The organism is Streptomyces sp. NBC_00885 (genome assembly GCF_045207475.1).
GTDB lineage: Bacteria > Actinomycetota > Actinomycetes > Streptomycetales > Streptomycetaceae > Streptomyces.
In genome coordinates this window covers 753891-778130 of sequence record NZ_CP108796.1, presented here as the reverse complement: position 1 = coordinate 778130, position 24240 = coordinate 753891, and the positions used below count along the sequence as shown (strand labels likewise).

Genomic DNA, 24240 nt, shown 5'->3' with positions numbered 1-24240 from the left:
GGGTCGGGTTCTTCGGATACGGGTCGGGGCACGGTTGTGCTCCCCACCCGGGGTTCGCAGGCCGGTCCGCGGATCGCGCGGTCCTGCCGTGCTGTGCTCGGTGGCTTCGGGGTGGTTCTGTGGCTGTGTGGCTTGAGGGATGTGCGGTGCGCCGCCGCGTGCGGTTCGGCGCTGTGTCGGTTCTGTGTACGACTGCGGCGTTCAGCCGACGCTGACGTCGGCTCGCTGCGGTGCGGGCAGGGCCGCGCAGAAGGCGCCGAACGCGTCCTCGGCCGTGCGGTCGTCGTGCACATGGCGGTCCCACACCATGCGGATGTGGAGTTCCGGCCCGTGGGTGACGGACACGGCGAACGGGGCGCGTACGTGCCGGCCGTCGATGTGGACCTCGCGGCCCACTACTCCGCCCAGGCTCAGCGGTGGACGGCGACGGGCGTCGTCGACGGTCAGCAGGCCGTCCAGTCGGCCCGACCACGGGGAACCGGCCGACCGGGCGGCGTGCACGACTTCGTCGAAGGGGGTGTCCGCCCGGTCAAGATCGCCCCACCAGTCGGTGGCCGTCGCCTCCGCGCCGAAGGGGTCGTCACCGCTCGGGCCGTTGGGGGCGTCATCGGTCCCGGCGGGGAAGACGACGGTGTTGAGGAAGCAGCCGACCACCGGCGCCGCGGCGGCCGGGCGGCCGCCCCACGGATACCCGATCGGTGACACATGACCGGCCCCGTACAGGACACGGGCCGTTGCCCGACAGGCGTCGAGCAGTGCGGGGAACGGTGCGCCGGAGGCCGGAGCGGGCAGCCGCAGTTCGGCCGCGCCGGTGGGCAGTGTGCCGGGGGCGAGATCCTGCGGCACGGACAGCGCAGGGCGTTCGCGCACGGCGCGCAGCCGCCCGCCCCAGTACTCCAGCGCGGCGGCAGACCCCGCGCGCTGCTCGGCCTCGAGCTGCAGCTGAACCGCTTCCCGGTAGGCGGCCAGTTCCGCGGCCGCGTCGGCGGGCGCGAGTTCATCGGGGCCGATCCCGTGGCGGTAGGCGCTGCTCAGCTCCTCGACGATGCGCGCCAGCGACTGGCCGTCGCAGGCGGTGTGGTCCAGTACGACCGCGAGCACCTCTTCCTCGGCATCCGGTCCGTCGTCGGCCAGGTAGAGCCGCAGCAACGAGCCCTGTGCGGTCCAGGCACTCAGGGCACGGCGAACGGCGCCGGCCGCGTCCTCGCCGGGCGCGCGAACGAGGCGTTCCACCGGCACGTCCGCCTCCGCCAGGCGAAGCGCGGGGGTGCCGCGGAGCACCTCCGGGCGGGCGCGCAGTACCGGGTGCCGGGCGGCCAGATGGTTCGCGGCCGCTCGCAGCCGTACGGGATCCACGGTGCCCCGGGGGAAGGCGAAGAACATCGGGACGATGTCCGGCCGTCCGACGGGGTCCAGGGAACGCACCAGGGCGAAGCGCCGCTGAGCTCCGGTGACGGGCAGCAGATCGGATTCGCCGTTGGCGGCGGCGACGCGTTGGTAGCGAGCCAGATACTGGCCCGTGATGCTGAGGTGCACGTTGTCCTCTCTGTCGTGTCTGTCGTGGCCGCGCGTCGGACGCCGCGCCGTGCCGCTCGGACGGGACGGCAGCAAGAAGTGACCGGCAGGCAGGCCGGAGCTGGAACGGGGGTCGCGAGTCAGCCGACGGCGAGGGTCTCCGGGTGGCCGCCGGTGTCGGGCGTGGCCGGGTCTTCCGGGTCTTGCGTGTCGTCCGGAGCGGTCGGCGCCGGAAGATCGCGCATGCGGCGCAGGGGGGAGAGCAGCAACGGCAGCGGTACGAAGAGGTAGCCGATCGCGCAGGCCCAGAGTGCGGCGCGCGGATCGAAGGCGCCTGCGACGGCGCCGCCCACGGCCGCGCCGAGCGGCAGGGTGCCCCACACAAGGAAGCGCAGTGTGGCGTTCATCCGGCCGAGCAGTCGGGGAGGGCAGACCGTCTGACGGAAGCTGACCTGGGCCACGTTGTAGACAACGGCGCCGAAGGAGACCACAGCGGAGCCGATGGCGAACAGGGCAGCGGTGGCTCCCGGTCCGGACAGCGGCCACAACAGTGCGAACGGCCCGGTTGCCAGGGCGGAGAGCCAGATGATGCGGGCCTGACCGAGGCGGCCGGCGAGCGTGCCGGCGCTCAGTGCACCGACGAGCCCGCCCACGGCGGACGCGGAGAGCATCAGACCGATCGCGAACGGCGGCAGGCCGATCACCCTTACCAGGAAGATGGTCTGAGTGGCCATCAGCATCGCGGTGAAGAAGTTGCCGAGGCCGGTCGTTGCGGCGATGACCCGTAGCAGGGGGTGGCCGAGGACGAACCGGAGGCCTTCCCCGATGTCCTTGCGCAGGGACGCGCCCGCAGCAGGCTCGGGCCGGCTCTCGGGCGGTCGCTTCATGGCCAGCAGGAACAGCGCGGACATGGCGTAGCCGATCGCGTCGGCCACGATCGCCAGATGGGCTCCGAGGACTTGTACGAGCCCGCCGCCGATCCCCGGGCCTGCGACGTGGGCCGATGAGCGGACCGTTTCCAATGCACCGTTTCCGGCCATCAGCTGCTCCCTGGGCAGCAGTTCGGGCAGGTAGCTCTGGTGGGCCACGTCGAAGAAAACGGTTGCCGCTCCGGTGACCAGAGCGACGACGTACAGCTGCGCCATCGTCAGTACGTCGGCGACTGCGGCCAGCGGGACGCTCGCCATGGAAAGGGCGCGCACCGCATCGGCCCGGATCATCAGCGGGAGCTTGCGCATCCGGTCGACCCAAGCGCCCGCAGGCAGCCCTATCAGGAGGAACGCGGCGGTCTCGGCAGCCGTCAGCAGTCCCACCTGAAACGCGGGTGCCTTCAGCACGAGAACCGCCACCAGCGGGAGCGCGACCAGAGTGACCTGGGCGCCGACTTGACCGGCCGCGGCGCCCGCGAGCAGGAGACGGAAGTCGCGCATGCGCAGCAGCCCGCTGGATGCGACGGGGGGTGAGGGGGCCATGAGTCAGACCTTCACCGCCAGTCCGATCAACAGTCAAAACACAAAGCGCAATTTCGGTCGTTTCTCTTGCGATATCGCCGCCTGATCGGCGAATCTTTCGCCAGATCAGGACAAACTCCGGATGAATCACGCGCGTTCAGGCCTCGTGGCAAGAGGATCCGTACAAGTGCTCGCCCGGCAGGCCTCGGTCGATCTCGTACATGGCGCCACGAATCGCACCTCTGGCCGAAAATAGTCGTCCCTCCGCCCTCGGTGTCCGAGTTGCCGACTCCAGCCGCTATAGGCGGTTCGTCCATGCGTGGGGGTCCGCCTGGCCGACGCGCTCTACCGTCGCTTCATGACCGGAGCGGCGTCCCCGCCGCCTCGCATCGTGGTCGCGCGGAGGCGGCTGGTCAGCGGCCTGGCCGCATGTGCCATGAGGGGTGTGCCCCGCACACGTTGCCCCAAGCGGCCTCGCCATATCCGTGACCGGTCATGGAACCTTTGGTGTCAGGCGTGCATGTACCTGACTGTGGCAGCATTTGCGTTGGCCAGGGGTTGCGTCTGAGTAGCCAGGTCGGCATGAGTTCCGCTGCTCAATTGCACGAGCCAGATCGCATGGTCTGGCAGGTACCACAGAAACAGGGTGTGCATGACAGCCTCGGCAAGCTACGACGGCAGCGGCGTTGCGGCGGCGGCATTCCGGGTGCTCGGGCCGCTTGAGGTGAACGGCGAGCTGGGGGCCGTGTACGTGGCACCGGGGCGACAAGAGATCGTTCTCGGGGCTCTGGTGCTCGAACTGAACCGGGTGGTGGAGACAACCTCTCTGGTGGATGCCATCTGGGCTCACGATCCTCCGAAGACCGCACGCACCCAGGTGCAGATCTGCGTCTCCTTGCTCCGCAAGGCGCTGTCGGACGGGGGAGTTGACGCCACCATCGAGACCCGCACTCGTGGGTACATGCTGAGGGCGCCGGAGGATGCGACCGACGTCGGCGACTTCCGTCGCCTGGCAACAGAGGCGCATGCCCTCGCCCGTGATGGTCTGAAGGTGCCCGCGGTGGACATGCTCCGCCAGGCGATAGGCCTGTGGCGTGGCCGGTGCCTGGCCGGTGTACCCAGCGAAGTCCTGGCCGGCACAGCGGCGCAGTTGGACGAGAGCCGCCTGGAAGCGGTGGAGACCTGCATGCGGCTGGAGCTGGAGCTGGGCCGTCACGAGCACCTGGTCGGCGAACTGCAGCAGCTTGTCGCCAACCACCCGCTGCGCGAGAGGCTGCGGGGGCATCTCATGGTGGCCCTACATCGCTCGGGCCGGCAGGCGGAGGCGCTGGATGCCTACCACCAGGGCCGTGCGATGCTCACCGAGGAACTGGGCCTGGACCCAGGAAGGGAACTACGCGACCTGGCGCAGGCAATCCTGACCGACGACGCTGACCTGGCAGTGGCCGAACTGGCCGAACCGCGTTCTCTCGTGGCGACGCCGCTCTTCGAGGCGGTTCAAGAGCGTATTGCCGAGCCCGACCCGGTCGTAACCCCGAGGCAACTTCCCGCCGACATCGGCGACCTCGTAGCCGACGACACGATCGTGTCAGCGGTCTGCGACGCCGTCACCGAGGGGCAGGAAAAGAGGTTACTGAACGTGGTCCTGGTGCTTGGCGGACCTGGTGTGGGCAAAAGCACGTTGGCCAAGCACGTGGCGCACCGACTCGCAACCGAGTACTTCCCGGACGGACAGCTCTACTGCGACCTCCGAGGGCTGGGCGGACGACCGGTGGGCCCCGCCCAGGCGTTGGGGCGGTTCCTCCGAGCGCTGGGCGTACCAGGCCAGGCCATACCCGATGCGCTTGATGAGCGCGCGGAGATGTACCGCAGTCTGCTGGCCGATCGCCGGATCCTGGTGTTGCTGGACAATGCGGTGAGCGAGTCGCAGGTGATGCTCCTGCTGCCCGGAACCGGCAGCAGCGGCGTGCTGGTCACCAGCCGCGGCCAGTTCACGGCGTTGCCGGGCACACGCCGGTTCGACTTGGAGCCGCTGAGCCCGGAACAGGCCATCCAGCTCCTGGGGCGGATCATTGGGGAGCACCGTGTGGAGAGCGAGCGGGAGGCAGCGGGGGCCCTCATACGCCTGGTGGGCGGGCTGCCCCTCGCGCTGCGTATCATCGGCGCGCGTCTGGCCGCGCGCCCGCACTGGTCACTGACCTCCATGTGGCACCGGCTTGAGAACGAACACCGCCGGTTGGACGAGCTGGCACACGGTGAACTGTCCATCCGGGCAAGTCTTTCGCTCAGCTACGACGGCCTGGCGGCGGCCGACCGTCGCCTGTTGTGCCTGATCAGCCTGGCCGAAGGGGCGGAGATTCCGAGCTGGTTGGGTGGCGCCCTTATCGACGACCGCACGCCACGCCCCGCTGATCTGCTGGATCCGCTCATCGACATGCGGCTCCTCGACATCACCGCCACGGACCAGGGCGGGGAGTTCCGATGCGGACTGTCGCAGATCGTGCAGACGTTCGCGCACGAACGGCTGCTCGCGGAGATTCCCGAGGCGGAACGCGCCGGAGCGGTGCGGCGTATGGTCGGCGGCTGGCTGGCGCTCGCGGAGATGGCGCACAAAGAGATCTACGGGGGTGCGTACACCATGGTGGCGGGCCGGGCCGAACGGTGGCATCCGCCGGAGGACCATGTCCGGCGGTGCCTCCGCGACCCGCTCGGGTGGCTGGAGAGCGAGCAGACCAACCTGTTGAACGCGGTCGAGTTGGCGGCCCGGTCCGGAATGGACGAGTTGTGCTGGGAGCTGGCAACGACTCTGGTGACGCTCTTCGAGGCCGGTGGCTATCCCGAGCTCTGGGAGCGCACACATCGGGTAGCGCTGGCCGCGGTACACGAGGCCGGCAACGAACGGGGCCAGGCGGCGGTACTCGGCTCGTTGGGGACCCTGCACCTGTACCGGGGCGAGCATGAGGCGGCAGCCCCTTACCTCAGCACCGCTTTGCAGATCTTCGAGCGGGTTGGGGACCTGGGTGGCCAGGCGCTGTGCCAGCGTGACCTGGCGCGCATCGAGCGGCACCATGGTGACGACGATCGGGCGCTGGCCCTCTACGAGAGCGCCGAGCGCAACTTCGTGCGGGCGCAGAACGTGATTGGCCGGGCGTACGTGCTGGGCGAGATGGCACAGATCACGATGCGGCGAGCGGACTTCGCGCGAACCCGTTCCTATCTCGACGAGGCTCTCGGGATCTGCCGGTCAGCCGGTGTCGACCGGGGCCAAGCCCTCGCACTGCGGCGGCTGAGCCAAATGCTGATGTACCAGCAGCGCTACGAGGCGGCGGAACGGACCCTGCTTGAGGTCCTCGCCATGGTCGGGGCGAGCGGCGACCTGGTCGGAGAGGGGTATGTGCTGCACGGCCTCGGCCAGGTCAATGCCCACCTGCGTCGCGTGGAACAGGCCGTCCACGTGCTGACATCGTTGCCATCCTGGGCAGGCCGATGACGTCGGTCGGCTGATACCAGGAGAGTACGACGACGGCCCCCGAGGCAGCCGACGACTTCTTGATGGCCATCTCAGTTCTGCTCCCTTCGCAACCCCCGTTTCGCCATCCGTCCGCGCGTTACTGAAACCAGCGTGAACCACGTGCCCATCGCGGCCGCATGCTCGCGCTATCAGCGTCTTATCCCGGCCCCGTCCCGCCGTGGATGCGCCGTGATGCCGGACCGATAGGGCGACACCGGAGATTGGGTCCTGCCGAGCTCGGCGCCCCTTCAGGGGACGGCCTTCAAGGAGTAGTCCAATGACCGTAGTGACCCGGGACGCGGTGACGCCCCCCGCGTTCGGCGTCCCGGAAACCGAATCGCAGCGCAGCACAAAGTCCCCCGCGACCGCAGCGGTAGACCTTGTCAGGGAGTTCCCACGGAAGAGCAAGGAACCGGTGCGTGCGCACCAGGACCTCTCCTTGACCGTGGCTCAGCGGAAGGTGCACGGCCGATGACGATGGACGCGGAATTCTACTCCCGGGTGGCCGAGCGGTTCGGCGGTTACTTCAGCGATGCGCGGAGCACAGACGTATTCGCCGACGGTCGCCCGGACGCCGTCTTCGATGAACTGGCGACTGCACTGGGAGCGCCGCACGCCCGACTGCTGGATGTCGGCTGCGCCGACGGACGTAGTTTGTTGCGCATCTCCCGACCGTACGGCGCCGTAACCGGGATAGATCTGTCGCCGTCGATGCTGGAATGCGCCGAGCGGTATCGAGCGGAGGCAGGTCTGTCGCACGTCACGTTTGAGCTGTGCGACGCCGCCCACACGGGGCTGCCCAATGGGCACGCCGATGTGGTCACTTCCCGCCGCGGTCCGCTGATTGCCCATGAATTCGAGCGGGTGCTGCGCCCCGGTGGGGTCGTGCTGTACATGGGGATCGGGGAGCAGGACGCACGCGAGCTGAAGGAAACGTTCGGTCGCGGCCAGAACTTCGACAGCTGGAACGGCAGGCCTTTGTCGGAGGAGATTGCTCAAGAGCTCTCCGATGCAGGCTTCGTTGTGACAAGAAACCAGGCGTTCCGGTTCGAGGAGTTCTACCACTCGGCCGGCGATCTGGACACTTTTCTGCACCAAGTGCCGATCGTCGACAATTACGATTCGGCGGCGGACAAGGAGGCATTCGATCGATATGTCGCCGCGGTGACCGTCGATCAGGGCGTCCGGCTGAGTCGGCATTGGTTCGTAGTGCAGGCGCAGAAGCCGGCGGCCGTCGAGCCGTCCCACTCATAGGAAACGGTGCGCCATGGAGCAGGATCTCGTAGTCAACGAAGTCTTCGGTCCGACCGTCCAGGGCGAGGGTCGGTCCCTGGGACGCAGGTGCGCGTTCCTGCGACTCGGCGGGTGCAACCTGTCGTGCTCGTGGTGCGATACGCCATACACGTGGGACTGGACCGGAGCCGGTGAGAGCGGGGTTGCCCACGATCCGCGTAAGGAGCTGCACCGCCGCGCGGTCGAAGATGTCCTCGCAGAGTTGCTCGCATTCGACACCGAGCTGATCGTCATCTCCGGCGGTGAGCCCCTGGGTCAGCAAGAGCGGCTGATTCCTCTAGTGGCAGCACTGACCGGACGCGGCAAAGAGATCGAGATCGAGACCAACGGGACGCACGCCGCGCACCCCGAACTCATCGCCGCCGGTGTCAGGTTCAACGTCTCGCCGAAGCTGTCGCACTCGGGCGACCCCCTGCAGCGCAGGATCGTCCCTGCCGCACTCACCAGCCTCTCGGCACTGCCGGGAAGCACGTTCAAGTTCGTCTGCCAGAACACCCGCGATCTCGACGAAGTGGCCGAGCTGGTTGCCACCTTCGACCTGTCGTCGGTATGGATCATGCCGATCGGGCGTACCGCCGACGATGTCACGAAACACATGAGCGAGTTGGCCGACGCGGTGGTAGAGCGCGGCTGGAATCTGACGACCAGACTGCACACCTTGGTGTGGGACGACAAACGCGCCGTGTGAGCGGCGGCGCACGCAAAGAAGAACGGAACTCGGATCGATGGCATTTCGCATCACGAAGAAGTTTGAATTCTCGGCCAGTCATCAGCTTGCCGGCCTTGCTCCTGAGCACCAGTGTGCCCGAATGCACGGGCACAACTATGTGATCGAGTTGGAGCTTGGAGCCGACGACAAGGATCTGTCGCCGGTGGGCTTCGTTCGAGACTACGGAGAATTGTCCGCATTCAAGGTGTGGCTCGACAAGCATCTTGATCATCGGCATCTGAACGATGTGATGGACGAAAATCCAACGGCTGAGAATATGGCAGCCTGGGTCTACAAGACCTGGTTGATGGAGTTCCCGGAGTTGACCTGCGTGCGTATCTCAGAAACCCCCAAGACTTGGGCCGAATACCGGCCGTGAGGTCAGTAACTCCGAAGCCCGGACGAAAGGTGACCGCATGTCGGTGACAGAATTGGACCTCGAAGGTGACTCGTCGGCGTCGAGGACGACCGAGGACCCACTGGTCGAGCTCGCCCGCCAACTGTTGGAGGAGATCGGCGAGGACCCGAATCGCGACGGACTGCGCGACACACCTGCGCGGTTCGCTCGCTGGTGGCGCGAGTTCATCAACTACGACCCGGGTTCGCTGGGCACGCTTTTCGAGTCCATCGGCACGAGCCAGCTCGTGGTCGTCTCAGACATTCAGCTCTGGTCGCTGTGCGAGCATCACCTCCTGCCGTTCAACTGCTCCGTGACGATCGCGTACCGACCGGCGGGGCAACTGCTCGGCTTGTCGAAGTTCGCGAGGGTCGCCCATCAGTACGCGCACAGGCTGCAGGTCCAGGAGCGCCTCGTGGACCAGATCGCGCTCGAGATCAGCACCCTGAGCGGCACCCCGGACGTCGCGGTCATAGCGAAGGGCGAGCACCTTTGCATGTCGATGCGCGGCATCAAGGCTGCCGCGCAGATGACATCGACCGCATATCGCGGGGAGTTCAGCACGGACTCCGGGCTCCGGGCCGAGCTGTTCGACTTGCTCAGGGCGTGACGAGCCATACATGCGAATCCGGTCCGGTCGAGATGAAAGGACAATGATGGACGTAAATGATTCTTCGACGCCTGCCGAAGCGGCTCGGCTGCTCCCCGTGCTGGACGCCGACCGGCTGGTGGCCGACCTCATGACTGCGCGCGACCACCTGTGGGATGAGCAGAGCTCGTACGAGAACGGGCGAGTGTCCAGGTGGGCCGAGCAGGACTGGCGCTGCCTCGCGGTGCGCAGTCCCGGTGGTGACAAGACACGTACCGACGCAGGGGGCCCTGGCAGTGCGGAGTTCGCCGACACCGACTGGCTGGACCACATGCCGTACGTGCGGGAGATCCTGAGCTCGATTCCCGGACCCCTCTACGCAGCCCGATTCATGGATCTCGGACCCGGCGTCGTCGGATACCCCCATTCCGATCCCAAGTTCGCACCGGACTGGGGCATGGCCCGGCTGCACATCCCGGTCATCACCCACGAGGAAGCCTCGCTGGACCTTGACGGAGAGATTCATCGCTGGCAGCCCGGTGAGTTCTGGTTCGGCGACTTCAGCCGCAAGCACCAGATCCAGAATCTCGGTCCCGAGCATCGGGTGCATCTCGTCGTGGACGTGCTCGTCACACCGGAGCTCGCACAGCTGTTCCCGGCTGACTGGGCCGACTACTTCAACGGCTCGGATGTGCTCTACAACCGTCCGGCCGTGGCCACGACCGACCAAGAGCGGGAAGCTGCGCGGTGTTCGTTCGACGCGCCGGCGCACCTGCTGGAGACAGAGGTGTTCGGGTCGCTCACCGGCTCACAGCCGCAGGCCACCTTCAGCATCGTCGACACCGGCACGGGCCTTGCCCTGCGATCTCCCCAGGACCACCTCTTCCCGCTGGTGGCCCTCGGCGGACACGAGTACCGCTTGGTCGGGTGGAGCGAGGAGCGAACCGTCACCACGAGGCTGGACGGTCCGCGGCCCGAAGTCGAACTGACCTACCGCAAGGGCCACCGATCGACCCGGCTGCTCGTCCCGGCCACGCCGGCGCCGTGACGGACGCCCGCACGTCCGCCGCTGTTTCGGTGCACAAGCACAACGCTGCCCTGATCTCCACGTACTGATCCTCCATCCATTTCCGTCTGCCGGAAGACGACGCATGCCGAAAACTGTCGCAATCGTGTCCGGCGGCCTGGACTCGGTCACCATGGCCTACCACCTCCAGGCGCAAGGACACACACTCCACCTGCTGTCCGTGAACTACGGCCAGCGTCATCTCGTCGAGCACGAGTTCGCCGCGAAGGCGGCTCGATCACTCGGGGTGCCGCACAACGTCGTCGATCTCAGCCCCGTCGGCAAGCTCCTGAGCGGCTCCTCGCTCACCGACCCGACCGTCGACGTGCCGGATCACACGAGTGGGTCGTCCGGCGGGAGCCCGAACGTCGTACCCAACCGCAATGCCCTTCTGCTGTCCGTCGCCTTCGCGGTCGCCGTCGCCGAGAAGGCGGAAGCGGTGGCCGTCGGGGTGGTCGACGACCTGCAGGCCGCGCCCGACAGCAATGCCGCGTTCATCGATTCCTTCCTCGCCATGGAGCGGATCGCGACCCGCGGATACGCGCACCCCGACCTGACCCTGAGAGCACCGCTGGTCAGGCTGCGCAAGAGCGACGTGGTGTCGCTCGGTGAGGAACTCGGCGTCCCCTGGACCGAGACCTGGAGCTGCTTCCGTGGCGACGCGCTGCAGTGCGGACGGTGCGCCGCCTGCAGGGAGCGGCAGGAGGCGTTCCGGGACGCCGGCGTGACCGACCCGACGACCTACCAGACCAGCGATCCGAAGGAGCTGCCATGACCGACCCCTTTCCCGTGCTCGACCTCCGTGACGCCGCCGGTTCGGAGGAGGCCCGGGCAGAGTTCCTGCACCGGTTGCGCAAGGCCGTGCACGAGATCGGCTTCTTCCAGCTCGTCGGCCACGGCATCGAGGACGCCGACGACATGCTCGAGCTGTCCCGCCGGTTCTTCGCCCTGCCCGAGGCCGATCGGCTCGCGCTGAACATCCTCGACTCGCCGCTGTTCCGCGGCTACTCCGAACTCGGCCGCGAACACACCCGGGGCGTGCCCGACCAGCGCCAGCAGCTGGACATCGGGCCGGAGCAGCCCGCGAGGCCGCCCGCGCCCGGCGATCCCGCCTACCGGTGCCTGATCGGCCGGAACCAGTGGCCCGCGGCGATGCCCGAGCTGCGTCCGGCCGTCGAGTCATGGATCACCCGACTGACCGATCTGTCACATCGACTGCTGCGGCTGCTGCTCGAGTCGCTCGACGCCCCCGCCGGGTTCCTGGACGATGTGGTCGATCCGGATCCGCAGATCCACCTCAAACTCCTGCACTACCCCGGTCCGGCGCAGGCGAGCGAGGACGCGGGCGAGGGCCAGGGGACCGGCATTCACAACGACCTCGGGCTGCTCACCCTGCTCGTCCAGGACGACAACGGCGGCCTCCAGGTCGCGGTCGAGGACGGGAAGTTCGCCGATGTGCCGGTGATCCCGGGGGCGTTCGTGGTCAACCTGGGAGAGCTGCTGGAAGTGGCGACGAGGGGCTATGTGCGTGCCACCCTCCACCGGGTGGTCCGGCCCGCCCCGGGTGTCGACCGCTACTCCATTCCCTTCTTCTACAACCCTCGGCTGGACGCCACGATGCAGCCACTGCCCAGCCCCTATGTTGAGGCCGCCGGCGGAGTCATCGACGTGGCCGGCAACCCGTTGTTCGCCCTCTACGGCGACAACGTCATGAAGGGGCTGATCCGCTCCTTCCCCGACATCGTTGCCCGACACCACCCGACCCTGGCCGCGGTAGCCGGGTCCAGGAGTTCCTGACCTCGGGCGGCCGAGCACATCCTCACCGCCCGGCCCGAGTGGTCGGGCCGGGCGGTGGCGTCGCCGGCCGGTCCGACGGGGACCGAACGAACATGAGACAGGGCGAATTTCATGAGAATCAACCTTCTCGGGCCGCTCCAGGCCTACGGGGACGATCACCGCGTCGACATGGCGCCGGCCGCCCAGAAAGTACGTCAGACACTGGCAATGCTCGTGTTGAACGCGGGCCGGGTGGTGCCCTTCGAGCAACTCATGGACGAGCTGTGGAACGACAACCCGCCGGCCAGCGCGCACACCGCGCTGCAGACGTATGTGTACCAGCTCAGGAAGCGGTTCTCCCTCGGCAATCCGAGGAGCGGCGGCGCGGTACGGGTGGCCGGGCCGCTGCTGGGCACAGTCGACGGCGGCTACCAGCTGTCGCTGCCCGCCGACCATGTGGACGTCTTCCGGTGCGAGCCGTTGCTCGCCCGTGCCCGAGCGGAGTTCCGTGACGAGGACTTCGCCCGGGCCCGTGACACGGCCGCCGCGGCGCTGCAGCTGTGGCGGGACGACGCCCTGGTGGACGTACGCAAGGGGCCCACGCTGAAGGCCGAGGCGGTCCGCCTGAAGGAGCTGCGTACCAGCGCGCACCACCTGCGGATCGAAGCCGACCTCCACCTCGGCCGGCACCACGAGGTACTCGGCGAGCTCACCTCGATGGCCGGTCGGGAACCGACGGACGAGCGGGCCCAGGGCAATCTGATGACGGCTCTCTACCGCATGGACCGGCGGGCGGAAGCGCTCCAGGTCTACCGGCGGACACGCGCGCGGATCGCCAGCGAGCTGGGCCTCGACCCTTCGCCCCAACTCGAGGCCCTGCACACGGCCGTGCTCACGTCGGACGAGGCGCTGCTGCGTCCCGCCGGGCCGCTTACGGCCGTGACCGCCGCCACCCGGGCGCCCTGCCATCTGCCCGCCCCGCGCGAGCGTCTGACCGGACGCGCCGGCCAGCTGGCCCGCCTCACCGCGGTGCTGGCCGGCCGGGCGCGGGAGGACCGGCCGCTCGTGATCGTGGGGGGCGCCCCGGGCACGGGGAAGAGCGAGCTGTGCCTGCACGCCGCGCATCAGGTGAGCGGTCACTACCCGGACGGACGGCTGTACGCGCGTCTCCGTGACGGAGCCGGCCGGCGGGTGCGGACGGCCGAGATCCTCCGCTCGTTCCTGCGTGGACTCGGCGCGACGGAGGAGCAGTTGCGACTGGGCACGACCGACCTGAGCCTGCTGTTCCGTACCTGGACCGCCGACCTGCGCGTCCTGGTGGTGCTCGACGACGTGTGCGACGTACGGGACTTGACGCCGCTGCTGCCGTCCGGCGCCGGCTGCGGCGTGGTGATCGGCAGCCGGCGGCGGCTGTTCGTGTCCTCGTCGGCGGTCCACGTCGAACTGGCCGGACTGCCCTTCGACGACTGTCTGCACCTGTTGGCATCCACCGTGCCGAGACACCCGGTCACCCTGGACCCGGAGGGGCTGCGACGGTTGGCCGGGTTGTGCCGCGGGCTGCCGGGCGCGCTCTTCGCGGTCGCTTCGCAGTTGCGCCGCCGCCCGCACTGGACGGCCCGGCAGGCCATCGCCTGGGTCCTCGCGTCCGGGGGCGCCGACAGTGATCCGCTGGGCGTGCGGGCCGGATTCGACCGGACGCTCGCGACGCTGCCCGCCGAGTCGCGGTCCCTGGCATACGAGCTGTTGTCTCCCGACGTCCCCGATCGGCTCACGCCGGCGCTTGCCGCCGCGGCCCTGGGGATCAGCGACCAGCGGGCCGAGGACCTGCTGGAGGAGTTGGCGGAGAGCTACCTGCTGCGCGCGCGGCACCCCTGCGTGAACGGCCGGTTCTCCTACGAGTGGGAACTTGGAATGCGCCCGCTCGCGGCGCGGCAGAGCAGCGCGCCGGTCATGTGCTCCGCCTGACGGTCACGCTCCAGGACGACCTTGCCCGTCGCGCCGCACGTCTCCAGCGCGTGGTGCGCGGCCGCGGCGGGCCCGTTGCCGGTTCCTGACCCGTGCCCCGCACGAGGGTCAGTCCAGCAGCCAGTCGTCGGTGTTGATGCCACCCACCACGTATTTGTTGTGCCTGGCCATGAAATCCGCGGATCGGGTCCGGTTGTACTCGCGCACAACACTGTCCTGCGCCTCCAACGGCCGGTCCACGCCGACGAACACGCTGTAGAGCGGGGTGGGCTGGGCTCCTCGGCGCAGCTTGGCCTCATACGTGTTGATGCCCAGGTGGATGCTGCTGACGCTGCGGCCGACACCGGCAGCAATCTGGTGATAGAACATCAAGTTGTAGTAGTCGTCGGCGTTGGGCACCGAGTAGTCGAACCCGGCGGCTCGGGCGTACAGCACGTCGTGCTGCCGGTAGCGCAGCAGGAAACCGACAGCCTTGTCGTTCTCCTTACAGAGCAGCACCGAGCTTTCATCGCCGAGGAAACGGCTCTGCCGATCGAAGACGGTCACCGCGCGCTCCTCGTCGTGCGCGGTGTGCCCGTACTTCTGCATGAGCGCGCTGTTCAGCGGCGCGATCTCCTTAATCACCTCTGGCAGCGGCAGTTCGGTCACGACTCGCCCACTCTCCCGGAATCTGCGCAGCTCGCGGCGAACGCGCTGCTTCCGGCCGGCGGGCAGCCAGTCGACGTACTCGTCGAAGTCCGCCCACAGACCGATGGGCATCCTGGTCTCAACGTTGTGCAAGAGCAGTACCGCTCCGTCCGAGGCGTGAGCCTTCGCCAACTCGCGTGCAGTCTCCAGCGGTAGGTAGCAGTAGGCCAGCACGCTCGAGTCCGCTTGCTCGGCCAACCGCAACGCTTCCGCAGTGAGCCGGCTGAGGGCCGACTCCCGCTGCTCGGCTGAGGCATTTACGTGCCCGGGCACCTGTCCGCGAAACTCCGACCAGCCCGCCGCGATGGATATCGGCCTCGTGTTCAGGTGGGCTGCTCGCTCGTCACCGATCAGCTCGCCCAGCAATTCCCCAGGGGCGTAGAGATCGTGCGGTGCGTTGGTGAAGCAGTACACCTCCAGACCCGCAACCGGGGTGCCGTCGCTGTCGCGTGCCAGCAGGTAGCGGGCGTGCGCTTCGGGTGGTAGTGCCTCCTCGCGCACTCCCGCGAATCCGCTGGTGGAATAGATGTTGGAACCGACCGTGAGCGTGTCCCAGTCAACGGCAGGCAACTCCGTGAAGGAGTCATAGGCCGAGACAGACATAGAAATCTCCTGTGGCGAGGGGGATGGGCGAGCGGCGAGTGCTGGGATGACACAGGGGGTTCGGGCGAATCCAACGGCCACAGTCGGCCTCAGGCCGAGGGCGTCACCAAATGGGGACGATAGGTGGGGCGCCTCAAGCGCGGTTCAAGCCGGGTTACAGCGCGGCCCCGGCCGGTGCGGCTACGGGTCCGTGCACCCGCCGCTTCCATGGCGCGGATCGCAGCCTGGTCGCGGTCGAGGTCGGCCGCGCGGCCTCTTGCCGCGGCGGCAGTTGGCCTCAGCAGTACGGCTCCCAGAGCTCGTACTCCAGGGCGTCGGAAACCGCGGGCGAGGAGTCGCGCAGGCGGGCGAGCAGGGCGCGGTTGTGCTCGCGGATCTCCTCGTCGTACCCGGCCAGCGGGCTGTCCTCGGAGAGGTCCAGCAGCCACAGCGGCCGGAGCCTCGCGCCGCGCAGTGCCTTTCCTTCCGCGGTCTCGGTGCCCGCGTGAATCCTGCGCACTCCCGGGAGCCGCGCCGCCATGTAGTAGGTGAGGTTGAAGTACTCGGCGGCCGAGGCGAGTTGGTCGTGGTCGAGGCCAAGCCCCCGCAGGTGCACGGTGTCGCCACAACGGTAGTACAGGCAGAAGCCGACGGGCGGTTCGCCGGGGCGTGAGCACAGCACCACTTCGGCGCGCGAACCGGCGAGTTCACCCTGCTTGCGGAAGGACTCGGCCATCGGGGCCACGTCGACAGTTCGGCCGTAGCGCAGCAATGAACGGGCCAGCAGCCGGGCGACGTCCTGCCAGGACTCGGACAGCGTCCGGTGCTCCACCTCGTATCCGGCCTTCTCGAACTTCCGTATCTCGCTGCGGATACGACGGGCCCGGTGCGCCGACAGTGATTGCAGCCAGGCGTCGTAGCCGCCGGGCGGGATCTCGATCCAGGCGTCGGTCTTCAGCGCGACCGGGGCGGTCCGCACCCCCGCCGCGCGCAGTGCCCCCACGTCCTCGGTGGTCAGGTACATCGCCACGCGGGCGATTTTCGACTCCTCGTGCAGAGGTGAGCGCAGCGCGCGGACCGCGTCGAGCACCTCGGCGGCGGCCTCGGTCCGATCGGTTCCCTCGCCGGTCAGCAGGTGCGCCAGGTAGCCGCGGCGCTGGCCGATGAGCAGGCCGCCCGGCTCGGGCGCCGGCAGGCCGCGCGCGGTAAGCAGGTCGTGCCACCGCAGGTCTGGGGTGGGCTCGTCGGTCACCGCCGCCACGGGGATCGCGGCCCGGCCGCCGCCCGGGGTCTCCACGTGCAGTCCGCCGGAGACCGCCCCGGGCTCGAGGGCGCACACCCGCAGCCACAGCGCCGACGAGTAGAACCTGCCGTCGGCGAGCCGGTCCCACTCGGTGTCCCCGAGCCCGCCGATGGCGTCGGCGAAAGTGTCCGTCGTGGCGGTCATGGCGCCTCCCATAGTCTCGGCCTGACCGTGCCCGCGAGTTCGCTGCGCGATCGGAACGCTGAGTGTGCCGAACATCGTGCGCCCATGGCCGCAGAACTGTTCTTTTTCGGGTGTTCGAGCATTCTAGTTTTAACACAGATGTTCAGTGTCCACGGGGGCCTATTGGCCGCCAATTGAGCCGCAATTGAGTCGCGCCGGGTACTGGGGTGAAATAGTGCCCCCTGCGGGCCGAGGGGCCCAGTCACCATCGAGCAGGGAGACTTCATGTCGGCGGAGCGGGCAACAGCCCAGTACAACGAGGAGTTCCGCGCACCGGGCAGTGACCTGCGTACGGTCGCCCAGCACATCAAGGACTTCCCGACGCTCGCGTCTTGGCATGGCGAGAATTTGGCCAGACCCCTCTTCGTCGCCGAGCGTGATATTCGCGAGTTCGCCGATGACCTGCAGCATCTCGTCGAAATACTCTTTTCCTTGCCGGACCGGATGTTCGGCGGCGATCTGGACGCATTCCGGTCGGTGCTCGGCATCAGCGACGGCCGCTGGGAAGCGATACGGCGGTTCGGTGACCTATTGCCGCCTTACTATGGCCGGGCCGACATGTACCACGACGGCACCTCATTCAAGCTCCTCGAGACCAATCTGGGGAGCGAGACCGGCGGCTGGGGCCTCGCGAGTGAAATGTCCCGGGCGATGATGGAGGTCGACGCCTTCGCCGACTTCGCGCGCCGGAACCGGCTCGGTTACGTGCATCCCGTTCGCGCCGTGGTGGAGGCGCTGCGCCGCTTCGGCGCCCGGGTGGCACCCGGGCGCGACCCGGTGGTGGCCCTGCTGGAATGGCGCGGCGGTCTGACGGACTACGGCGAGCTCTGGCTCAACTTCCAGTCCTCACTGCGCTCGGCGGGCCTCGACGTCCTGGTGGCCGAGGTCTCCGACGTGCACGAACGCGGCGGGGCGCTCTACCTCGGGGACACGAAGATCGACGTGGTCTACCGCTCCTTCGTCCCGGACCAGATCGCCGAGGAATCCGACGGCTGGGACCTGGTCGCACCCCTGCTGCGTGCGCACCGGGCGGGCGGGACGCTGCTGTGGACCCCGCTTTCCAGCACCATGTTCGCCAACAAGGCCTGTATGGCGCTGCTTTCAGACCCGGCGCGGCGGCGCGACCTCAGCGAGGACGAGTGCCGGCTCATCGACCGGGTGCTGCCCTGGACCCGGCTGATCAACACTGACGTGCTCAAGACCGACACCGACCTCGTCGACGAATGCCTGGAGCGGCGCGAGCAGTTGATCCTGAAGGTCAACGCACTCGGCGGCGGAGTCGGCGCCGTGGTGGGCTGGGAAACGGACGACGCCACTTGGCGGCGGGCTCTGGAGAACTCCGCCGTCGAAGGATGTGTCGTACAACAGCGCGTGATCCCCCGGCCGGAGCTTGTGGTGGACCCGGTATCCGGGGAAACCGAGGAATGGCATGCGGTCTATGGCATGTTCTACACCCCGCGTGGTTGTGCAGGAGCAGACGCCAGGGTGGTACCGGCTGGTTCGGGCGGCATCATCACCGGCACGTCGCACGCCAAGGCGCGCTACGCAACGGTCTTCCACCAGAGCGAGCTTGCCGCCTGGGGCGAGGTGCCTGCCGTGGGCGAATTGCCCGCCGACGCAGCGAAGTAAAGAGAAGTCATGGTGCCGCAGCATTCCCCCGCGCATTCGGCGTGGCGGCGGATTCAGACGGCCTGGGGTCTGCCGGACCTCGCAGGAAAAGGCCGATTCGTCACGGCCAATCTGATCGACAGCCTGGGAAACGGGTTGGTGATGGCGTTCACCGTCGTCTTCTTCGTGAAGACGACGTCGCTGTCACTGGTCGCCGTCGGCGCCGCGCTGACCGCCGGCCAACTGCTCGCCCTGCCCGTTCCGCCCTTTATCGGGCCCCTGTTGGACAAATACGGTCCGCGCACCGTGGTCGCTGTGGGTAACTGGGTTTCGGTGGCCGGATTCATCGGTTTCCTGTTCTCGCACGCGGCCTGGCAGATCGTGCTGTGGCAGTTCGTGGTGCAACTGGGTTCCACCGCCTTCTGGATGGGCAACAGTCCGCTCATCGTGCTGGTCGCCCGGGGCGTCGAGCGGGCTCGCTGGTTCGGCTTCGTCCGTGCCCTGCGCAATGTCGGCATCGGTTTCGGCGGCGCCGCGTCCGCGGTGGCCCTGAGCATCGGAACCGTCGCCGGGCTGCGGGCGGTCATGGTGATCAACGTGGTCACCTTCGCCGTCGCAGGCTGGCTCGTGATCACCTTCCGGGGCGCGGACACGAGCGAGGCCGCCGACACCGGGCCCGGGGAGCCGAAGCCCGCTGAGCCGGAGCAGGCGGCGGGCGAACCCACCGGACAACCCTCGGGCGGCTATCGCACCGTGCTGAAGGACACCCGGTATCTGCGGCTGGTCGCGACGAACATCTCCTTCGCCTTCGCCTCCACGGTGATCACGGTGCTGCTCGCCGTCTACGCGGCGGACAACCTCGATGTCGGCTCCTGGATCGTCGGCGTGCTCGTCGTGCTGAACACGGTCATGGTCGCGCTGCTCCAGACGCTGGCCAGCCGGTGGATCGAGGCCCGCAGGCCGGCGAGGGTGCTGATGCTGGCCCTGCTGTTCAACGCGGCGGCGTTCGTCGTCTTCGGCACGCTGCTCGTGCTGCCCGGCTGGGCGGTGATCGCCGGGCTGCTGATCGCGATGGTGCTCTACACCGTGGCCGAGATCCTCGGCTCGCCGCCGACCAGCGAACTGAGCGTGGTGATGGCGCCCGAGCATCTGCGGGGCCGCTATCTGGGCGTCTACCAGATGTCCTGGTCGGTCGGCGGTGCCCTCGCCCCGGCGCTGCTCACAGCGCTGTTGGAGGGCGGTGCGGTGCTGCCCTGGGTGTTCCTCACCGCGATCAGCGTGCTGGCCGTACCGCTCGTGCTCGGGATCGACCGGCGGGCCGCGGCCACCAGCGAGGCCGCACAGGGCGGGGACGTCGCCCCCGTGGAACAGCTCGACGGCGACGCCGTCGGCTGAGCCTGCCCGCGCCTGTTGAGCGTGCACCGCGCTCGACGCCGACCGCCGCCCGGCAACACACCGGGCGGCGGTCGGCGTTTCCTGCGCCTCGCGATCGACGAGTGCGGCTCAGACGCGATCGGGCGGCGTCTGTTCGAGCTTGTCGATCAGGTGGGCGAACTCCTGCGGATGACTGACGTGGGCGCCATGTCGTGCGTCCTGGATCTCCACGAACTGCCCGTACGGAAGCAGGTCGGCGAGTCGTCGAGCGACCTCACGGTGATGGGGGACAGACAGGGAGCCGGCGGCGACAACGGTGGGCGTGTGGAAGTCCAGCGGGTCGAAGAACGGCACACTGAAGGTCGGATCGGCCATCTCGGCCAACAGCGAGGCTCCGTCGGCAGCGAGATCTGCCGGCTGCGCCCGCGCGAGCACCAAGCGACCTGTCCGGCCGAGGATTTCGGTAAGCATCGCGCGAGCCGCCTGCTCGGGTCCTCCGTCGGCCGCGCCGCGGCTGACTGTTTCCTCCCAAGGGTCGGTGGCAGGCCACCACGGCAGCCATCGCACCGGAGGTTCGAACGCGACGACGCCCGCGGTCGACTCCGGCCTGCGGGCGGCGGCGGCCAACGCCACCAGCGCGCCGTAACTGTGGCCCACCACCACGGGTGGCGTGTCCAGCTCTGCAAGGACTGCACAGAGATCGTCGACATGCGTCGCCATGGACACGTTCGGACCGCCCATCGACCGTGAACGGCCCCACCCGCGCCGGTCGTAGCCGACAATCGGACGCCCCGGGAGGTAGTCCACAACCCGCCGGAAGCTGATGCTGCGGTCCATGGAACCGTGCACGAACACCACCGGACCAGCCGCCGCAGGGACTGCGCCGCCAACCTTGCTGACGGCAGGCCTGACCCGCAGCCCACTCGGCTCCGCGGCCGAAACCCCGCTCACCGCGCTTCCTTCCGCCGGCCCACCAACCGCACTACACCGGCCAGCGTGGCGTCTGCGAGCAGTTCCTCCACTCGGATCTCCATGTCATACCGTTCTTCGGTGGATACCATGAACTCGGCGATGGCCAGCGAGTCCCCGCCTGCCGAGAAGAAGTCGGTGTCCAACTTCACGGCCGCCTGCGGCAAGCCCAGGCAGGACGAGAAGAGACGGGCAAGCTCCCAGGTGATGTATGACGGCTCGTCGGTGCCTTGGGTGCGGTCTTCGGTGGGCCGAGAGACTCCGCGAGGGGACGCCGCGGCCGGCCCGCCCCCGCCCGGTTCGATCGCCTGGGCGTGAGCCGGCGCCGGCGCATCATGCCCCGCCTTGCCATTGCGGGTGATGGGCAGCCGGTCGGCGAGGGTGAACGTTGCGGGGATCATCCCGGTGTGCAGGTGCGCCGCGAGGTACGTACGTACCTCGGCCTCGCGCCAGGGACCAGGCGCTGAGGGCACGACGATGGCCGTCAGACGACCGTCGCGTTCCGTGACGAGGCACATGCCCACCCCTGGCGCCCTTTCCAGGACGCGCTCCACTTCGTCCAACTCCACCCGCTGCCCTCGGATCTTGACCTGCCGGTCGCGACGGCCCACGTACTCCAGGACCCCGTCCGCGCGCCACACGCACACATCACCGGTCCGGTACAGCAGTCGTCCCGGCTCGTCGGCAAACACGTCCGGCACGAAGGAGTCGGCCATACGGTCCGGGCGGCCGAGGTATCGACCCACGCCCACCCCTCCGATGTACAGCTCGCCCGGGCAGCCGACGGGCAGCAGCCGCCGGTCGTCGTCGAGCACATAGACACGTTTTCCATGAACCGGCCGCCCGATCGGCGGGTCGTCGTCGTCCGAGCACTCGTGCCACGTGGACCAGATCGCGGCCTCCGCGGGCCCGTAGAGGTTGAGCAACCGGCGTCCCCGCACGCGCCACCGGCGCACCAGATCGCCGCGCAACCGCTCGCCGGCGAACGCGGCGATCCGCAGATCGGGTAGCTCCAGATGGGGAATCACAGCCCACACCGATGGGGTCATGATTGCGATGGTCACCCGCCGTTCGCGCAACAGGCGCGCCAGGGACGGGCCCGGCATGAGCTCCGCAGTGCTCGCCAGAACGAGGGTCGCTCCGCACAGCAGCGGCAGCACGATCTCGTATATGCAGCCGTCGAAGTTCAGGGACAGAAACTGCAATACCTTGTCTTGGGGATGCACCTGGAACACACGTCGCTGGGCAATGTGCAGGTTCGCCAGCGACTCATGGCTGTTGATGATGGCTTTCGGCTGCCCCGTGGTGCCGCTGGTGAACACGACGTACGCGCTGTTGCCCGGCATGACACCTGTGATCGGCGGTTCGGCTGCAGGAGTGGCCCTGTCCAACAGGGTGACAGCCGCGGAGACATCAAGCCCTTCGATCCGGTCGGCGGTCATGTCATCGGTGAGGACCACTCGCACGTGCGCCTGCTCAAGCATCGTCTTCAGGCGTTCTGCGGGGCACGCGGCGTCCGCCAACAGGAAGGCGCCGCCCGCCTTGGCAACGGCCAGTAGCGCCACGACGAGGTCCACGGATCGTTGCATGGTGATGGCGACGACAGACTCGGGTTCGATGCCGAGCGCGCGCAGGCGCTGTGCATTGCCGTTCGCGAGCGCGTCGATTGTGGCGTACGAGTAGGGCACGCCCTGGTCTTCGACCGCCATGGCGTCCGGTGTCAGACGGGCTCGTTCCTCGAACAGCACATGCCAGCAGACCGAAGCGGAGGTGCCGACCAGGGGGCTGGTTTCGTTCCATTCCGTGACGAGCTGGTGGCGCTCGAGTTCGGTGAGCGTCTTCGGCTCCGGGAGGACATCCTGCGCCCTGTCCGGTGGCTCGATGCCGGGCGCGTTCTCCCTGGGGCCGCGCTGAACAGTCATCCCGGCGTGGGCCCGGGACCGCGTGTTGCCATGCCGGCCCCACTGGACCGTGTCTGACGGCCCGTCGAGCGGAGTGAACTCCTGGTATTGCTCGATGAAGCCCTGAATCGCCCATCCGGCCAGTCGTTCCGCGAAGGGTGCGCCGATGCAGTAGTGCAGTCCCGCTCCGAAGCCCAGGTGACGCCCCTCACTGCGGCCTATGTCGAAGACGAGCGGTTCCGTGAACTTCCGCGGGTCGAGGTTGGCAGCGCCAAGAAGCACGATGACACTCGCTCCGGCCTTCAGTCGCGCTCCCCCGACCTCGACATCGCGCACCACCTGGCGTCCCACGTACTGACTCGATCCGTCGATGCGCATCAGCTCGTCCACCGCAGAGTCGATCAGCGACGGTTCGGCGCGCAGTCGCTTGAGCTGCTCAGGTTGCTCGGCGAGCAGCAGTAGGCCGGTGGATACCAGGTGAGTGAGGGTCTGATAGCCGCCGGCGATCAAGACCATGGCGTTGGCCGCGACCAACTGCAGTAGTTCCTCGGGCGGTTTTCCAGGGGAATCCGAGCGACGGCCGAAGTCGCCCTGCAGGCCGGTCGCGAGCGCGGAGAGGAGGTCGTCACCAGGCGCGGCCAGACGCTCGGCCGCCAGTCGGCGGAGCCCGGCGAGTGCCTCGTCGATAACCGGAACGATCTCGCTGTCCGTCCGGCTGGGGAAGGTGGACACACTGCTCAGCAGCCGCTCGTAGGCATCCGCCCACCGGGTCAGTTCCTCGGCCCGGCCGTCCATGCCCAGCAGATACGTCATCAGGCGCGTCGGCAACTGCTCTGCGAAGTCCGCTACAACGTCGACGGTCCCGTGGTCGGGCAGCGAGCGCAGCAACTCGGCGACCATGTCCCGCATTGCGGGATCGTGCCGCCGCACGCTCGCCCGGGTGAACTGCCCGCGCAGCGCGTCCCGGATTCTGGTGTGCTCGGGCGGATCACTGAACAGGAACTGCGCCGAAAGCATTTCTGCGGTCGGCAGGAAATGTTCCATGCCACGCTGCTGCAGATCTCCGGGGGCATGATGACGGGCTGAGGAGAAGACCCGGCCGTTGGAAAGGATCTCGGCCGCCTCGGAATAGCCGGAGCAGACCCAGACGCCTCCTACTTCGTCGTAGAAGATCGGCGGGAGCTCCGCAATCGCGTTCCAGTAGCCTCGTGGATCGGCAATGAACTCAGCACGCCGAAGATTGTGGATGCCGTGTCGCACACGGTCATAGCCAGCAACGGATGCGGGACTCCGGGAGACCACTGTCTTTCCCAGTTCCTCTTCGCCGGGGGTCATCTTGCACGTCCCTCGCTAGTGTCTCG

17 protein-coding genes are annotated in these 24240 nt (G+C 68.2%); 11 read left to right on the top strand and 6 right to left on the bottom strand.

Translation table 11 applies throughout. From position 1 onward, the window contains the following. Positions 1–201 precede the first annotated feature (201 nt). Positions 202–1536, bottom strand: coding sequence for a non-ribosomal peptide synthetase (locus tag OHA61_RS03610; protein WP_406301652.1), 1335 nt, complete (start codon positions 1534–1536; stop codon positions 202–204). Positions 1537–1655: 119 nt separating this feature from the next. Continuing rightward, complete coding sequence (locus tag OHA61_RS03605; protein ID WP_406301650.1) at positions 1656–2987, bottom strand: MFS transporter; 1332 nt, start codon at positions 2985–2987, stop codon at positions 1656–1658. 631 nt (positions 2988–3618) lie between these two features. On the opposite strand from OHA61_RS03605, the gene OHA61_RS03600 reads away from it, so the two are divergent. The 9 genes from OHA61_RS03600 (at position 3619) to OHA61_RS03560 (ending at position 14272) form a co-directional block, all read left to right on the top strand. Next, a complete protein-coding gene (locus tag OHA61_RS03600; protein WP_406301649.1) occupies positions 3619–6456 on the top strand; it encodes an AfsR/SARP family transcriptional regulator in 2838 nt (945 codons plus the stop codon). Between the two features lie 492 nt (positions 6457–6948). Next, on the top strand, positions 6949–7731 hold the full coding sequence (locus OHA61_RS03595; protein ID WP_406301648.1) for a class I SAM-dependent methyltransferase: 783 nt from the start codon (positions 6949–6951) through the stop codon (positions 7729–7731). Positions 7732–7744: 13 nt separating this feature from the next. Beyond that, positions 7745–8458: a 7-carboxy-7-deazaguanine synthase QueE gene (locus OHA61_RS03590; RefSeq protein ID WP_406301647.1), complete on the top strand. Its 714-nt coding sequence runs from the start codon at positions 7745–7747 to the stop codon at positions 8456–8458. Positions 8459–8495: 37 nt separating this feature from the next. Further along, a complete protein-coding gene (locus OHA61_RS03585) occupies positions 8496–8858 on the top strand; it encodes a 6-pyruvoyl tetrahydropterin synthase family protein (protein ID WP_389372665.1) in 363 nt (120 codons plus the stop codon). 37 nt (positions 8859–8895) lie between these two features. Further along, positions 8896–9486, top strand: a complete 591-nt coding sequence (gene folE / locus OHA61_RS03580; RefSeq protein ID WP_361917568.1) for a GTP cyclohydrolase I — start codon at positions 8896–8898, stop codon at positions 9484–9486. Between the two features lie 43 nt (positions 9487–9529). Beyond that, the gene (locus OHA61_RS03575; RefSeq protein ID WP_406301646.1) at positions 9530–10513 is read left to right on the top strand and encodes an aspartyl/asparaginyl beta-hydroxylase domain-containing protein; all 984 of its coding nucleotides are present in this window, start codon (positions 9530–9532) and stop codon (positions 10511–10513) included. Positions 10514–10616: 103 nt separating this feature from the next. Beyond that, positions 10617–11306, top strand: a complete 690-nt coding sequence (locus OHA61_RS03570) for a 7-cyano-7-deazaguanine synthase (RefSeq protein WP_406301645.1) — start codon at positions 10617–10619, stop codon at positions 11304–11306. Beyond that, positions 11303–12328, top strand: a complete 1026-nt coding sequence (locus OHA61_RS03565; protein ID WP_406301644.1) for an isopenicillin N synthase family dioxygenase — start codon at positions 11303–11305, stop codon at positions 12326–12328. Before OHA61_RS03570 ends, OHA61_RS03565 begins: the two co-directional genes overlap by 4 nt. A 111-nt stretch (positions 12329–12439) precedes the next feature. Next, positions 12440–14272, top strand: coding sequence for a BTAD domain-containing putative transcriptional regulator (locus OHA61_RS03560; protein ID WP_406301643.1), 1833 nt, complete (start codon positions 12440–12442; stop codon positions 14270–14272). Positions 14273–14380: 108 nt separating this feature from the next. Here OHA61_RS03560 and OHA61_RS03555 read toward each other — a convergent pair whose 3' ends face one another. Next, entirely contained in the window at positions 14381–15562 is a 1182-nt protein-coding gene (locus OHA61_RS03555; protein ID WP_406301642.1) for a GNAT family N-acetyltransferase, read from the bottom strand. 277 nt (positions 15563–15839) lie between these two features. Then, complete coding sequence (locus OHA61_RS03550; protein ID WP_406301641.1) at positions 15840–16988, bottom strand: GNAT family N-acetyltransferase; 1149 nt, start codon at positions 16986–16988, stop codon at positions 15840–15842. A gap of 264 nt (positions 16989–17252) precedes the next feature. Here OHA61_RS03550 and OHA61_RS03545 point away from each other — a divergent pair, with 264 nt between their 5' ends. Beyond that, positions 17253–18656 carry a hypothetical protein gene (locus OHA61_RS03545; RefSeq protein WP_406301640.1) on the top strand — a complete coding sequence of 468 codons (1404 nt, stop codon included), beginning with the start codon at positions 17253–17255 and terminating at the stop codon, positions 18654–18656. A gap of 9 nt (positions 18657–18665) precedes the next feature. Continuing rightward, on the top strand, positions 18666–20030 hold the full coding sequence (locus tag OHA61_RS03540; protein WP_406301639.1) for an MFS transporter: 1365 nt from the start codon (positions 18666–18668) through the stop codon (positions 20028–20030). A gap of 108 nt (positions 20031–20138) precedes the next feature. Here OHA61_RS03540 and OHA61_RS03535 read toward each other — a convergent pair whose 3' ends face one another. After that, positions 20139–20960 (bottom strand): alpha/beta fold hydrolase, encoded by an 822-nt coding sequence (locus OHA61_RS03535; RefSeq protein WP_406301638.1) that lies wholly within the window; start codon positions 20958–20960, stop codon positions 20139–20141. Then, positions 20957–24214, bottom strand: coding sequence for an amino acid adenylation domain-containing protein (locus OHA61_RS03530; RefSeq protein ID WP_406301637.1), 3258 nt, complete (start codon positions 24212–24214; stop codon positions 20957–20959). The genes OHA61_RS03535 and OHA61_RS03530 overlap by 4 nt, the downstream gene beginning before the upstream one ends. Between the last annotated feature and the right edge of the window lie 26 nt (positions 24215–24240).

What these genes read in the sequence shown, in the direction of transcription:
- OHA61_RS03605 (WP_406301650.1), bottom strand. Translation starts at nt 2,987, where the DNA reads ATGGCCCCCTCACCCCCCGTCGCATCCAGCGGGCTGCTGCGCATGCGC.
- OHA61_RS03600 (WP_406301649.1), top strand. Translation starts at nt 3,619, where the DNA reads ATGACAGCCTCGGCAAGCTACGACGGCAGCGGCGTTGCGGCGGCGGCA.
- OHA61_RS03595 (WP_406301648.1), top strand. Translation starts at nt 6,949, where the DNA reads ATGACGATGGACGCGGAATTCTACTCCCGGGTGGCCGAGCGGTTCGGC.
- OHA61_RS03590 (WP_406301647.1), top strand. Translation starts at nt 7,745, where the DNA reads ATGGAGCAGGATCTCGTAGTCAACGAAGTCTTCGGTCCGACCGTCCAG.
- OHA61_RS03585 (WP_389372665.1), top strand. Translation starts at nt 8,496, where the DNA reads ATGGCATTTCGCATCACGAAGAAGTTTGAATTCTCGGCCAGTCATCAG.
- folE (WP_361917568.1), top strand. Translation starts at nt 8,896, where the DNA reads ATGTCGGTGACAGAATTGGACCTCGAAGGTGACTCGTCGGCGTCGAGG.
- OHA61_RS03575 (WP_406301646.1), top strand. Translation starts at nt 9,530, where the DNA reads ATGATGGACGTAAATGATTCTTCGACGCCTGCCGAAGCGGCTCGGCTG.
- OHA61_RS03570 (WP_406301645.1), top strand. Translation starts at nt 10,617, where the DNA reads ATGCCGAAAACTGTCGCAATCGTGTCCGGCGGCCTGGACTCGGTCACC.
- OHA61_RS03565 (WP_406301644.1), top strand. Translation starts at nt 11,303, where the DNA reads ATGACCGACCCCTTTCCCGTGCTCGACCTCCGTGACGCCGCCGGTTCG.
- OHA61_RS03560 (WP_406301643.1), top strand. Translation starts at nt 12,440, where the DNA reads ATGAGAATCAACCTTCTCGGGCCGCTCCAGGCCTACGGGGACGATCAC.
- OHA61_RS03555 (WP_406301642.1), bottom strand. Translation starts at nt 15,562, where the DNA reads ATGTCTGTCTCGGCCTATGACTCCTTCACGGAGTTGCCTGCCGTTGAC.
- OHA61_RS03550 (WP_406301641.1), bottom strand. Translation starts at nt 16,988, where the DNA reads ATGACCGCCACGACGGACACTTTCGCCGACGCCATCGGCGGGCTCGGG.
- OHA61_RS03545 (WP_406301640.1), top strand. Translation starts at nt 17,253, where the DNA reads ATGTCGGCGGAGCGGGCAACAGCCCAGTACAACGAGGAGTTCCGCGCA.
- OHA61_RS03540 (WP_406301639.1), top strand. Translation starts at nt 18,666, where the DNA reads ATGGTGCCGCAGCATTCCCCCGCGCATTCGGCGTGGCGGCGGATTCAG.
- OHA61_RS03530 (WP_406301637.1), bottom strand. Translation starts at nt 24,214, where the DNA reads ATGACCCCCGGCGAAGAGGAACTGGGAAAGACAGTGGTCTCCCGGAGT.